The organism is Pseudomonas sp. JV414 (assembly GCF_032424305.1).
Lineage (GTDB): Bacteria > Pseudomonadota > Gammaproteobacteria > Pseudomonadales > Pseudomonadaceae > Aquipseudomonas > Aquipseudomonas lini.
The window spans coordinates 68231-80589 of sequence record NZ_VYKC01000017.1; the positions used below are offsets into that span (position 1 = coordinate 68231).

Here is a 12359-nt window from a genome sequence, read left to right on the forward strand (position 1 = left end):
ATGTCCTCATAGTCGGATCGACAGGCCATCGGCCAAGGATTGGCGATAAGCGCGCCAGGCCGGCACGCTGCCCATCAGCAGCGCGGCGATCAGGATGCCACCGAGCAGCGTCCATTCATATTCGCTCGGCCAGGCCAGGGGCAAGTACAAGCCGTAATTCGCCTGCACGTAACCTTGTGCCAGGGCGATGCACACATACAGCAGCGCGACGCCGGCAATCACTCCGGACAACGCCAGGGCAAAGGCTTCCAGCACTAACAAGGTCGCGATGTGCCACGGCCGAGCGCCGACCGAACGCAGAATCGCCATCTCGCGGCGCCGCTCATTGAGGCTGGTGAGGATCGCCGTGAGCATGCCGATCAACCCGGTCAGGACCACGAACAGCGAGACGACGAACAAGGCTTTTTCCGCCGTGCTCATCAAACTCCACAGCTCTTGCAATGCCACACCCGGCAGGATCGCCAGCATCGGTTCGCCACGGAATTCGTTGATCTCCCGTTGCAGCGCAAACGTCGAAATCTTGCTGTTGAGGCCGAGCATGAACGCAGTGATCGCTTGCGGCGTCAGGTCCATGTTGCGCGCCTGATCGGCACTGATCCGGCCGTTACCGCGTGCCGGCACGCCGTTGTGCCAGTCGACGTGGATGGCTTCCATCCCGCCAAGGCTGATGTGCAGCGTGCGGTCCACCGGGGTGCCGGTGCGTTTGAGGATGCCGACCACGGTGAACGGTTTGTCATCGTGCTTGACCAGGCTGATCACCGCCACGCCATGGGCCAGCACCAGTTTGTCGCCGAGCTTGTAATGCAACGCATCGGCCACTTCGGCGCCGAGCACCACTTCGAACGGATCGCTGGCGAAGGCGCGGCCGTCGGCCAGTTCGAGGTGCTGTTGATGGCCGTACTGGTAGTGCTCGAAGTACGCCTCGGTGGTGCCCATCACCCGATATCCGCGATGGGAATCGCCGAGGGACATCGGGATCGCCCACTTCACTTTCGGGTTGTTGGCGAAATGTTCAAAGCTGTCCCAGCGGATGTTGTTGGTGGCGTTGCCGATGCGGAACACCGAATACAACAGCAGGTTCACCGAGCCGGAACGTGCGCCGACGATCAGGTCGGTGCCGCTGATGGTGCTGGCGAAACTGGCCTTGGCTTCGGTGCGCACCCGCTCCACGGCCAGCAACAGGCAGACCGACAGGGCGATGGCGAACGCGGTGAGGATCGCGGTGAAGCGACGGTTAGCCAGACTGGCCATGGCTAGACGAAACAAATACATCTCAGACCTCGGACGGGGTGGCGGCGCGATTGAGATCGGCCAGCGACAGGTGGCGATCGAACAGCGGCGCTAGGCTCTGGTCATGGCTGACAAACAACAGACTCGACCCGGCTTCGCGGCATTCGGCGAACAGCAGGCGAATGAAGTTCTCGCGGGCGTCGTAGTCCAACGCCGAGGTCGGTTCGTCGGCGATCACCAGTTCCGGTTGGCCGATCAGCGCGCGTGCGGCAGCGACCCGTTGCTGCTGGCCGATGGACAGCGAATCGGCACGGCGGCTGAGGATGTTTTCATCCTTCAGACCCAAGTGGGCGAGCAGGGTGGCCGCGGCCTGATCGACGCTGCCGTGGCGCTGGATCGCCCGTTCGGCACGCAGCTTGGAGAAGTGGCAGGGCAGCTCAACGTTCTCGCGCACCGAGAGGAACGGCAGCAAGTTGAACTGCTGGAAGATATAGCCGGTGTGATCGACGCGGAAGTGATCGCGGGCGCCGGCAGAGAGCTCGGTCAGCTCCTGGCCGAGCAGGCGAATGCTGCCGTGATCAGGCTTTTGCACGCCACCGAGCAGGCCCAGCAGGGTGGTCTTGCCGCTGCCGCTGGGGCCTTTGAGGAACAGGGTTTCACCTGGCATGAGGCGAAACGCCGGGATGTCCAGCAGCGGCGGATGACCGGGCCAACTGAAGCCCAGGTCGGACAGTTCGATGAGTGCTTGGGTCATTTAACCGGTTTCATGAGTGCTGATGACCTGTAGGAGCTGTCGAGTGCAACGAGGCTGCGATCTTTTGATCTTGATCTTTAAAGTCAAAAGATCGCAGCCTCGTTGCACTCGACAGCTCCTACAGGGGATCGGGGTGGGTTTAGAACTTGAGGGCAGCAGCCTTGGCCGTCACTTCAACCCCTTGCTGCCCGCTCGGGCTGATCAGTTGTACCTGAATCTTCTGGGTGGCCGGGAATGTGTTGAAGATATTCGCCAGGTCCAGGGTCTTCAGCGCGCCCGGGGCCGAGCAGCTCAATTGGTAATGGGCGTGGATTTCGCTGTGGTCATGGTGATGTTCATGACCGTCCTTGGCCGCCTCGTGATCATCTTCGTCGTCACCGAACAACGGGCTTTCCAGTTCCTGAGTCGCGACCACGCAACCGGCGGCTTTCGGCAGGTTGAACAGCACCAGTGGTTTTTCCAGCTGCGCGCGGACGGCGGCGACTTTGGCCTTGTCGGCGTCGGTGGTGGCGGCGTGTTCGAAGCCCACCAGGTTCATCGCCGGGCTTTCCAGCTCCAGCTCCAGAGTCTGGCCATCCAACGCCGCGTTCAGGCGACCGACGCCGTGTTCGTGGGCGCTGAGGCTGCCATGTTCATCATGATCGTGATCATGCTCGACCGCCGCATGGGCGACAGCCAGCGGCAACAAGGCAAACGGCAAAGCGAGCAGCAGACGGCGCATGACGGGTCTCCGAAAAGTAAAATGTAAAAATTGTTATGTGATCTTATAACGAAAGTGCGGAGAGTTTGACCGTCTGCTTGGCGTAGCGCAAGACCCATGGGAGCATGCGAGTCAGGTATGTGCAGGAGCAGACTTATGTTGCGAATACGCGGAAGCATCGGCGACTGGCCGGTGGATTTGACCCTGGAACTGGATGAGGGCGACTGGGCGCAGCTTGGTGCGCAGTTGCAGGCAGCAAAACCCGAGGCGAGTGCGGCGCCCGCCAAACCGGTGAATCAGGACGATGCGCTGTGGCAGATAGCCCAAGAGTTGCTGCGCAAGGCCGGGCAATTGAGCGGGCCGGATCTGCTGGAGCAGCTGGAAGGGCTGACCGGCAGCGCAGCGGCGGGCAAGCGCTTGTTGGTGCGCTTGCGCCACTGCGCAAACGTCAAAGTGGTGAGCGGCGGGGATACGCCGCTGTACAGCTGGCGCAAGCCAGCGTAGGAATCGGGTTCACACGGCTGGATCGAGTAAGCCGCAAAAAAGATCGCAGCCTGCGGCAGCTCCTACGCGGGATTTGTATTTCCCCTGTAGGAGCTGCCGAAGGCTGCGATCTTTTGATTTTAATAAAGCGCAGCAAACAACTTGCGACGGTACGTGGTCACCAGCGGGTGATCGTTGCCCAGCAATTCGAACACTTGCAGCAAGGTCTTGTGCGGTAAGCCTTCGCTGTAGCTGCGATTGCGGATGAACAGTTTCAGCAAGGCATCCAGCGCAGCGTCGTATTGCTGACGGGCCAATTGCTGGATCGCCAGTTGATAGACCGCCTCATCGTCCTGCGGATTTTTCGCCAGACGTGCTTTCAGGTCTGCCGCGTCCGGCAAATCCCTGGCCTGACCGAGGAACTGGATCTGCGCCTTGGCGCCGGCCAACGCAGCCTTGTGCTCATCGGTCTTGACCGCGTCGAGCACGATTTGCGCTTCACCCAGCTCGCCGCGCTCAGTCAGGCAGCGGGCGTAGAGGATCAGCGCTTTGGCATTGGTGTTGTCTTCAGCCAGCAGTACTTTGAGGGTGGCTTCGGCGTCGGCGTAACGGCCGTCATCGAACAGCGCCTGAGCCTGTTCGAACGGGTCGGCCGCAGCGGGCGGCGGCATTTGCACGTGGGGTTCGAGCATCGTGCGCACAGCCGATTCCGGTTGCGCACCGGCAAAACCGTCCACCGGCTGACCGTCCTTGAACAGCACCACCGTCGGCAGGCTGCGAATGCCGAAGCGCGCAACAATGTCCTGCTCGATGTCGCAGTTGACCTTGGCCAGCAGCAACTCGCCCTGATAGCTCTCGGCGATGGTTTGCAGCATCGGCATCAAGGCCTTGCATGGCGCACACCATTCGGCCCAGAAATCCACCAGCACCGGTTTGTGAAAAGAGTTCTCGATCACCGACTGGTCGAAATCGGCAGTCGTGGCGTCGAAAATGTACGGCGTTTCCTGACTCATGGGGGATCTCGTAAAAGCGTGGATGTGGTCACTATAAGGCTTGGCGGGGGGCAGCTGAAAGTCGTAACGTTGATCGTTCCCACGCTCTGCGTGGGAATGCCTCAATGGACGCTCTGCGTCCGCTTTGGGACGCGGAGCGTCCCGGGCTGCATTCCCACGCAGAGCGTGGGAACGATCAAGCTCGGGTGGCGTGGTAGAGGCTCACATACCGAAACTCTTCGGGCTCGGCCAGATCCGGCAACGTCATCGCTTCCAGCATTTCAATGCGCTGATACAACGGATGGCGAAAATCCCTCACCCGCGAATCCGCCACCAACGCTTCCCGGCCACGGCTAAGAAATTCATCGAGCAACGGCAGATTCGCCCGGTCGTACAACACATCGGCCACCAGAATCAGATCGAACCGATCGGCCTCGGCGAAAAAGTCCGTCGAGTAACTGAGTTGCACGCCATTGAGTTCGGCATTCGCCCGACACGCGGCAATCGCCAGCGGGTCCAGGTCACAGGCCACCACTTCCAGTGCCCCGGCTTTCACCGCCGCAATCCCGGCGACCCCAGAGCCGGCGCCGAAATCCAGCACCCGCTTACCTTCGACCCATTGCGGGTGCTCGGCGAGATAACGCGCCACGGCCAGCCCACTGGCCCAGCAGAAACTCCAGTACGGCGGCTCGTGGAGAATCCGTCGGGTTTCTTCCGGGCTGAAGGCACGGTCCATGTTGTCGCCGTCGATCAGCCAGAGTTTCAGCTCGGTGTCTGGTAACTCACAGGCTACAAGCTGTGCATCGCCGAGCAGTTCACTTAACGCCTGTTGCAGGTCGAGCGGTGCAATCATGGCGCTTTGACGAATTGCAGCTGACCCAATGCCTGGGTGGTTGGCTGTGTGATCATTTGCGCTGGCAGATGCAGAATCAACTGCCCGGACTGGCTGGCGCGGCCACGAAGCTCAACGCGGGCACCGACCGGAAAGGACTCGGGGTTGAAACGCAGACGAAACGGCAACACTTGATTGGTGCCGATCAGGTTGGAACTGGCGAGCAGTAGTTGCGGACGATCCTTTTCGTCGATCACCAGCAACGCCAGTTCGACTTCGGCACCGGCCGGCACGCCCTGCAGGGTGCCGCTCAATTCACGTTGATATGCCGGCAGGGGGCCGAGCTCGGCCGACGCCCTGGCTTTCTTCTGCGCCTGTTGCGGTGCAGGGCCGGGCGTTGGCGGCTGGGGCTTGGGCGCATCGCTGCCACAGGCCACCAACAGGCTGAAAAGACTGAGCAAAATGAGTGGTCGTAAAGACATTGGCGGCTCCAGCAAGCGAAATCCATATACAGCCAGTCTGTATACCGCAAACCCTATGGCTTGTCTTGCCACGGGGATGCGCTACCATGGCCCTCCCATTTTTTGTTGCCTGCCACCATGCACTGTCCCTTCTGCGGTGCCAACGACACCAAGGTCATCGACTCGCGTCTGGTCGCCGAGGGCGAACAGGTGCGCCGCCGGCGTGAATGCCTGGCCTGCGGCGAACGTTTCACGACGTTCGAAACCGCTGAACTGGTGTTGCCGCGCCTGATCAAAACCGACGGCAGTCGCCAGCCGTTCGACGAAGAAAAACTCCGTGCCGGTATGCAGCGGGCGCTGGAGAAGCGCCCGGTGAGTGTCGAGCGCCTCGAATCGTCGCTGGTGCATATCAAACACAAGCTGCGCGCCACCGGCGAACGTGAGGTCAAATCCCTCGTGGTTGGCGAACTGGTGATGGCCGAGCTGAAGAAGCTTGATGAAGTCGCCTATATTCGCTTCGCTTCGGTGTACCGACGCTTCCAGGACCTCAACGAGTTCCGCGAAGAGATCGATCGCCTCGCCCGTGAGCCGGTGAAAGAATGACCACACCTCCCGAACAAGCCATCCTCGACGCGCATTACATGGCCCGGGCCCTGGAACTGGCGCGCAAAGGTCATTACACGACGCATCCCAACCCTCGTGTTGGCTGCGTGGTGGTGCGTGACGGGCAGATTGTCGGCGAAGGCTGGCATGTGCGCACCGGCGAACCGCACGCCGAAGTCCACGCCCTGCGCGCCGCTGGCGACAAGGCGCGGGGTGCCACGGCTTACGTGACCCTCGAACCTTGCAGTCACCACGGCCGTACGCCGCCTTGCGCCGATGCGCTGGTGAATGCCGGTGTGGCGCGTGTCGTTGCGGCGATGCAGGACCCGAACCCGGAAGTCGCCGGTCGCGGTCTGCAGCGCCTGGCCCAGGCCGGTATCGCCACTGAAAGCGGCGTGCTGGAAGGCGAGGCGCGCAAGCTCAATCAAGGCTTCCTCAAACGCATGGAACACGGCTTGCCGTTCGTGCGGGTCAAGTTGGCGATGAGCCTCGACGGTCGCACGGCGATGGAAAGCGGCGAGAGCCAGTGGATCACAGGTACAGCGGCGCGTTCGGCGGTACAGCGTTTGCGCGCCGAGGCCAGCGTGGTGCTGACCGGCGCCGACACGGTACTGGCGGACAATGCGCGCTTGACCGTACGTGCCGACGAGTTAGGTCTGGATGCTGAACAAACAGCCTTGGCCATGAGCCGCCCGCCGCTTCGCGTGCTGATCGACGGTCGTCTGCGGGTGCCGCTGAATGCACCGTTCTTCAAGGCCGGTCCCGCACTGGTCGCCACGTGTGTCGCGGTGGAAGAACAGTACGCCAACGGCCCGGAATGCCTGATCGTGCCGGGCGACGATGGCCAGGTCGATCTGCATCAGTTACTGGTCGAACTCGCTAACCGTGGCGTCAATGACGTGCTAGTCGAAGCCGGCCCGCGACTGGCTGGCGCGTTTGCCCAGCTCGGGTTGGTGGACGAATTCCAGATCTTCATCGCCGGCAAGTTTCTCGGCTCCTCGGCCCGCCCCTTACTGGACTGGCCACTGGCGCAGATGAAAGACGCGCCCGAGCTCAAAATCACCGAAATCCGTGCGGTTGGCGATGACTGGCGAGTCACTGCCATCCCTGCGCCATCGGCGAGCGTATAATTCCCGGCCATTGCTCTAGCGCTGGCTCTGTTCTCGAGGAGGACTCCATGTTTACCGGCATCATCGAATCCATCGGCAGTATTCGTGCATTGACCCCAAAAGGCGGAGATGTGCGGGTTTACGTAGAAACCGGCAAGCTCGACCTGAGCGACGTAAAGCTGGGCGACAGCATTGCCGTCAATGGCGTGTGCTTGACCGCGGTTGAATTGCCGGGCAATGGCTTTGCGGCGGACGTCAGTCGCGAAACCCTCGACTGCACCGCAATGAATGACTTGAAAAGTGGCAGCCCGGTCAATCTGGAAAAAGCCCTGACCCCGACCACTCGCCTCGGCGGGCATCTAGTCAGCGGCCACGTCGATGGCGTGGGCGAAGTGGTTGCCCGCACCGAAAATGCCCGCGCCGTGGAATTTCGCATCCGTGCCCCGAAAGACCTGGCCAAGTACATTGCCCATAAAGGCTCGATCACCGTCGACGGCACCAGCTTGACCGTGAACGCGGTCGATGGCGCCGAGTTCTTGCTGACCATCATTCCGCACACCCTGAGCGAAACCATCATGGCGTCGTACCAGCCTGGTCGCCGGGTGAACCTGGAAGTCGACTTGCTGGCACGTTATCTGGAGCGCCTGTTGTTGGGCGATAAGGCCGCAGAGCCGACCTCCGGCAGCACCATTACTGAAAGCTTTCTGGCCCAAAACGGCTACCTCAAATCCTGAAGCTCAAATTTCGAAAGAAGGGGGGTGCCTTGTGGCGCTCAATAGCATCGAAGAACTGGTTGAAGACATCCGCCAAGGCAAGATGGTCATCCTCATGGATGACGAAGACCGCGAGAACGAAGGCGACCTGATCATGGCCGCCGAGTGCTGCAAGCCTGAACACATCAACTTCATGGCCAAGCACGCCCGTGGCCTGATCTGCATGCCGATGAGCCGCGAGCGCTGCGAACTGCTCAAGCTGCCGTTGATGGCGCCACGCAACGGTTCCGGTTTCGGCACCAAGTTCACTGTGTCCATCGAAGCCGCCGAAGGTGTGACCACCGGTATCTCCGCGGCCGACCGTGCGCGCACGGTGCAAGCCGCTGCCGCCAAAGACGCCAAGGCTGAAGACATTGTCAGCCCCGGCCACATCTTCCCGCTGATGGCCCAGGCCGGCGGTACGCTGGCCCGCGCCGGCCACACCGAAGCTGCCTGCGACCTGGCGCGCATGGCCGGTTTCGAGCCGAGCGGTGTGATCTGCGAAGTGATGAACGACGACGGCACCATGTCCCGTCGCGCCGAACTCGAAGCGTTTGCCGCCGAACACAACATCAAGATCGGCACCATCGCCGACCTGATTCACTACCGGATGATCCACGAACGTACCGTTCAGCGGATTGCCGAGCAGCCGCTGGACAGCGAACTGGGCCAGTTCAACCTGGTGACCTACCGTGATTCGGTGGAAGGCGACGTGCATATGGCACTGACCCTGGGCACCGTGTGCGCCGAAGAGCCGACGCTGGTTCGGGTACACAACATGGACCCGCTGCGTGACCTGTTGATGGTCAAGCAACCGGGCCGCTGGAGCCTGCGCGCCGCCATGGCTGCGGTTGCCGAGGCTGGCAGTGGCGTGGTGCTGTTGCTCGGTCACCCGCTCGATGGCGACGTGTTGCTGGCGCATATCCGCGAAACCGCGGATCACAGCGCCGTGAAAAAACCGACCACCTACAGCATCGTCGGTGCCGGTTCGCAGATCCTTCGGGACCTGGGCGTGCGCAAAATGCGCCTGATGAGTGCGCCGATGAAATTTAATGCGATATCCGGTTTCGATCTGGAAGTTGTAGAATACGTGCCCTCCGAATAATGACCGGCAATTTGCGGGCCTGTATTCGCGGTTAACACATCACTGAGGGACGCGTAGAAAACGCGTCCCGGCTCTTTAAGAGATCTAACGAATGACCCTGAAGACCATCGAAGGTACCTTCATCGCCCCTAAAGGCCGCTACGCTTTGGTAGTGGGCCGCTTCAACAGCTTCGTCGTTGAAAGCCTGGTCAGCGGTGCAGTTGATGCCCTGGTTCGCCATGGCGTGAGCGAAAGCGACATCACCATCATCCGTGCGCCTGGCGCCTTCGAAATCCCGCTGGTTGCGCAAAAAGTCGCTCAGAAGGGCGAGTTCGCGGCAATCATCGCCCTGGGCGCAGTCATTCGTGGCGGTACTCCGCACTTCGAATACGTGGCTGGCGAATGCACCAAGGGCCTGGCCCAGGTGTCCATGGAATTCGGCGTGCCGGTCGCTTTCGGCGTACTGACCGTTGATTCCATCGAACAAGCCATCGAACGTTCCGGCACCAAGGCCGGTAACAAAGGTGCTGAAGCTGCCCTGTCCGCCCTGGAAATGGTCAGCCTGCTGGCGCAGTTGGAGGCCAAGTGATTAGCGACGATAGCGATCGTTTCAACCCGCGCGATCCAAAGCCTGCGGATGCCGGCAAGCCATCGAAAAGCGTCAAGCGTCGCGAAGCCCGTCAGCTCGCGACTCAGGCGCTGTACCAATGGCATATGGCCAAGCAGTCGCTGAACGAGATCGAAGCGCAGTTTCGGGTCGATAACGATTTCAGTGATGTCGACGGCGCCTACTTCCGTGAAATCCTGCATGGGGTTCCGGCTCAGAAGGACCGGATCGACGCCGCACTGGCGCCATGCCTGGACATCACCATCGAAGAGCTGGACCCGGTTGAACTGGCGGTTCTGCGCCTGTCCACCTGGGAGCTGCTCGAGCGCGTTGATGTGCCGTACCGCGTTGTGATCAACGAAGGTATCGAACTGGCCAAGGTCTTCGGTTCCACCGACGGCCACAAGTTCGTCAACGGTGTGCTCGACAAGCTGGCCCCGCGTCTGCGTGAAGCTGAAGTGAAGGCGTTCAAGCGCTAACCAGCGCTTGAGTTTGCGATGGGCGAGTTTGAGCTGATCCGCAATTTCTTCGCCGCCGCGCCTTGTGCGCAAGGCGGCGAAGGCGTTGCCCTCGGGATCGGCGACGACTGCGCCTTGCTGGCTGTTCCCCCCGGGGAGCAGTTGGCGATTTCCACCGACACGCTCGTGGCCGGTGTGCATTTCGCAGACCCTTGCGACCCGTTTCTGCTCGGTCAGCGCTCGCTGGCTGTGGCTGTCAGTGATCTGGCCGCCATGGGCGCCGCTCCCATTGCCTTTACCCTTGCCCTGACCTTGCCGACGGTGACCACCGATTGGCTGGGAGCCTTCGCCCGTGGTTTGAACCTCATGGCGCAAAATTGTGGTGTAGCGCTGGTGGGTGGCGATACCACTCGCGGGCCGTTGAGCCTGACCATGACCGTGTTCGGTCGGGTGCCGGCCGGTCTGGCGTTGACCCGCAGCGGCGCACAGCCGGGCGATTTGCTCTGCGTGGGCGGTGAGCTGGGTAACGGCGCGGGCGCATTGCCGCTGGTGCTCGGCCAGCGGATGGCTGAAGCGGCCATCGCTGATCCGTTGCGTGCCCATTACTGGTCGCCGCAACCGCAGCTGGGTCTGGGCATGGCGTTGCGCGGCAAAGCCACTGCGGCGCTGGACATCTCCGACGGCCTGCTCGCCGACTGCGGTCATATTGCCCTGGCGTCGAAAGTCGGGGTTCAGGTAGAGCGCAGTAAGCTGCCGTTGTCGAAGGCGCTGCTGGCCTTCCTCGGTCAGTCTGGCGCTGAGCAAGCTGCCCTGAGCGGCGGTGACGATTACGTGCTGGCCTTCACCTTGCCGCCCGCCGAGTTGCCATCGTTGCTGGCGGACGGCTGGCCGATCCATGTGCTTGGGCGGGTCGTAGCAGGGCAGGGCGTGACGCTGCTGGATGTCGACGGACACGACATCACCCCGCCAATCCGGGGTTATCAACATTTTCGGGAGACACCGTGACAGATCATCCCAAACAGGTCCCGGCGGAGTTCGTACCGCCGTCGGTCTGGCGCAATCCATGGCATTTCCTGGCGTTCGGCTTCGGCTCGGGCACCCTGCCAAAAGCGCCGGGCACCTGGGGTTCGTTAGTGGCGTTACCCTTCATTCCGTTGTGGCAGATGCTGCCCGATTGGGGTTATTGGCTGATGCTCGGCATCACCATGCTGTTCGGCTTCTGGCTGTGCGGCAAGGTCGCCGATGATTTGCGCGTGCACGACCACGAAGGCATCGTCTGGGACGAAATGGTCGGGATGTGGATCACCCTGTGGCTGGTACCGGAAGGCTGGTATTGGTTGCTGGCGGGGTTCCTGATGTTCCGTTTCTTCGACATCCTCAAGCCCTGGCCGATTCACTGGATCGACCGGAATGTGCACGGTGGTGTCGGGATCATGCTCGACGACGTGCTGGCAGGCGTATTTGCGTGGTTGGCGATGCAAGGGCTGGTGTGGTTTTTCGTCTGAGGCGTCAAGTGAGAGAACCGGGGATGGCGCGACGCGGGTTGCTGCTGATTGTTTTCGCGCTATTTTGCTCGTTCGCCCAGGCGGGGGATGCACCGACGACGCCGTCCGTGATTCATCTGGCCAGCGAAGCCTGGGAAGACTTCACCAACGCCGATGGTCGTGGTTTGGGGTGGGATGTGCTGCGCGAAGTGTTTGAGCCGGCGGGCGTCAAACTGGATATTCGAACCGAACCCTACACGCGCGCCACGGGCCTGGCACAGCGCGGCGAAGTGGATGCTTGTGTCGGTGCCTATCGGGATGAAGTCAGCGACGTGCTCTATCCGCGCTGGCATTTCGATACCGATCCGATCTATGCACTGGGTCTGGCCAGCAATCCGGAGCCGACCCTGCAAACCCTGGGCAACTATCGATTGGCTTGGGTGCGTGGCTACAAATTCCAGGATTATTTACCCAATGTGCAGAGCTACAACGAAATCGTGCGGCGTACCGGGATTCTTTCGATGCTGATTCACAACCGCATCGATTACTACATCGACGCGCTGGACGAGGTTAACTCCATCGTCAACCGAGCCAAGGCCCCATCGCAATTTCGCCGCACGCACATCGTGGATTTGCCGCTTTATCTGTGCTTTGCCGACACACCGAATGCCCGCAAATTGATGGTGTTGTTCGATCAGCGCATGGAAGTGCTGGTAAAAAACGGCCAGTTGAAACCGATCTTCGCAAAGTGGAAGCAGCCGTACCCGTTTGGCACAAACTGAACATAGCCCGCTCCCACAGGGTCGTTGG

At 61.2% G+C, this 12359-nt stretch carries 16 protein-coding genes; 10 read left to right on the forward strand and 6 right to left on the reverse strand.

Annotated elements, in window-relative coordinates; translation table 11 throughout:
* Positions 1 to 6 precede the first annotated feature (6 nt).
* From F6R97_RS18085 to F6R97_RS18095, 3 genes are all read right to left on the reverse strand, one after another.
* Positions 7 to 1272, reverse strand: coding sequence for an ABC transporter permease (locus F6R97_RS18085; protein WP_050681903.1), 1266 nt, complete (start codon positions 1270 to 1272; stop codon positions 7 to 9).
* A 1-nt stretch (position 1273) separates the two neighbouring features.
* Positions 1274 to 1984 (reverse strand): ABC transporter ATP-binding protein, encoded by a 711-nt coding sequence (locus tag F6R97_RS18090; RefSeq protein WP_050681904.1) that lies wholly within the window; start codon positions 1982 to 1984, stop codon positions 1274 to 1276.
* Positions 1985 to 2123: 139 nt separating this feature from the next.
* The gene (locus F6R97_RS18095) at positions 2124 to 2705 is read right to left on the reverse strand and encodes a DUF2796 domain-containing protein (protein WP_050681905.1); all 582 of its coding nucleotides are present in this window, start codon (positions 2703 to 2705) and stop codon (positions 2124 to 2126) included.
* A gap of 135 nt (positions 2706 to 2840) precedes the next feature.
* Between F6R97_RS18095 and F6R97_RS18100 the strand changes: the two genes are divergently transcribed.
* Positions 2841 to 3188, forward strand: coding sequence for a hypothetical protein (locus F6R97_RS18100; RefSeq protein ID WP_050681906.1), 348 nt, complete (start codon positions 2841 to 2843; stop codon positions 3186 to 3188).
* Between the two features lie 119 nt (positions 3189 to 3307).
* Here the strand turns inward: F6R97_RS18100 and trxA are convergent, their stop codons facing one another.
* The 3 genes from trxA to F6R97_RS18115 form a co-directional block, all read right to left on the reverse strand.
* On the reverse strand, positions 3308 to 4180 hold the full coding sequence (trxA, locus tag F6R97_RS18105) for a thioredoxin (RefSeq protein WP_007906841.1): 873 nt from the start codon (positions 4178 to 4180) through the stop codon (positions 3308 to 3310).
* A 175-nt stretch (positions 4181 to 4355) separates the two neighbouring features.
* Positions 4356 to 5012: a class I SAM-dependent methyltransferase gene (locus F6R97_RS18110; protein ID WP_315866892.1), complete on the reverse strand. Its 657-nt coding sequence runs from the start codon at positions 5010 to 5012 to the stop codon at positions 4356 to 4358.
* Positions 5009 to 5473, reverse strand: a complete 465-nt coding sequence (locus F6R97_RS18115) for a hypothetical protein (protein WP_315866893.1) — start codon at positions 5471 to 5473, stop codon at positions 5009 to 5011. The genes F6R97_RS18110 and F6R97_RS18115 overlap by 4 nt, the downstream gene beginning before the upstream one ends.
* 117 nt (positions 5474 to 5590) lie before the next feature.
* Here F6R97_RS18115 and nrdR point away from each other — a divergent pair, with 117 nt between their 5' ends.
* From nrdR to F6R97_RS18160, 9 genes are all read left to right on the forward strand, one after another.
* On the forward strand, positions 5591 to 6055 hold the full coding sequence (nrdR, locus tag F6R97_RS18120; protein WP_007906838.1) for a transcriptional regulator NrdR: 465 nt from the start codon (positions 5591 to 5593) through the stop codon (positions 6053 to 6055).
* On the forward strand, positions 6052 to 7185 hold the full coding sequence (gene ribD / locus F6R97_RS18125) for a bifunctional diaminohydroxyphosphoribosylaminopyrimidine deaminase/5-amino-6-(5-phosphoribosylamino)uracil reductase RibD (protein ID WP_217858196.1): 1134 nt from the start codon (positions 6052 to 6054) through the stop codon (positions 7183 to 7185). The genes nrdR and ribD overlap by 4 nt, the downstream gene beginning before the upstream one ends.
* Before the next feature lie 47 nt (positions 7186 to 7232).
* Positions 7233 to 7898 carry a riboflavin synthase gene (locus F6R97_RS18130; RefSeq protein WP_050681909.1) on the forward strand — a complete coding sequence of 222 codons (666 nt, stop codon included), beginning with the start codon at positions 7233 to 7235 and terminating at the stop codon, positions 7896 to 7898.
* Positions 7899 to 7929: 31 nt separating this feature from the next.
* On the forward strand, positions 7930 to 9021 hold the full coding sequence (gene ribBA / locus F6R97_RS18135; RefSeq protein WP_038981347.1) for a bifunctional 3,4-dihydroxy-2-butanone-4-phosphate synthase/GTP cyclohydrolase II: 1092 nt from the start codon (positions 7930 to 7932) through the stop codon (positions 9019 to 9021).
* Between the two features lie 91 nt (positions 9022 to 9112).
* A complete protein-coding gene (gene ribE, locus F6R97_RS18140; protein WP_003228649.1) occupies positions 9113 to 9589 on the forward strand; it encodes a 6,7-dimethyl-8-ribityllumazine synthase in 477 nt (158 codons plus the stop codon).
* Complete coding sequence (nusB, locus tag F6R97_RS18145) at positions 9586 to 10086, forward strand: transcription antitermination factor NusB (RefSeq protein WP_038981348.1); 501 nt, start codon at positions 9586 to 9588, stop codon at positions 10084 to 10086. The genes ribE and nusB overlap by 4 nt, the downstream gene beginning before the upstream one ends.
* 18 nt (positions 10087 to 10104) lie before the next feature.
* On the forward strand, positions 10105 to 11070 hold the full coding sequence (gene thiL / locus F6R97_RS18150; protein WP_315866894.1) for a thiamine-phosphate kinase: 966 nt from the start codon (positions 10105 to 10107) through the stop codon (positions 11068 to 11070).
* The gene (locus F6R97_RS18155) at positions 11067 to 11570 is read left to right on the forward strand and encodes a phosphatidylglycerophosphatase A (RefSeq protein WP_050681910.1); all 504 of its coding nucleotides are present in this window, start codon (positions 11067 to 11069) and stop codon (positions 11568 to 11570) included. Before thiL ends, F6R97_RS18155 begins: the two co-directional genes overlap by 4 nt.
* A gap of 23 nt (positions 11571 to 11593) precedes the next feature.
* On the forward strand, positions 11594 to 12331 hold the full coding sequence (locus F6R97_RS18160) for a substrate-binding periplasmic protein (protein ID WP_038981350.1): 738 nt from the start codon (positions 11594 to 11596) through the stop codon (positions 12329 to 12331).
* Positions 12332 to 12359 lie beyond the last annotated feature (28 nt).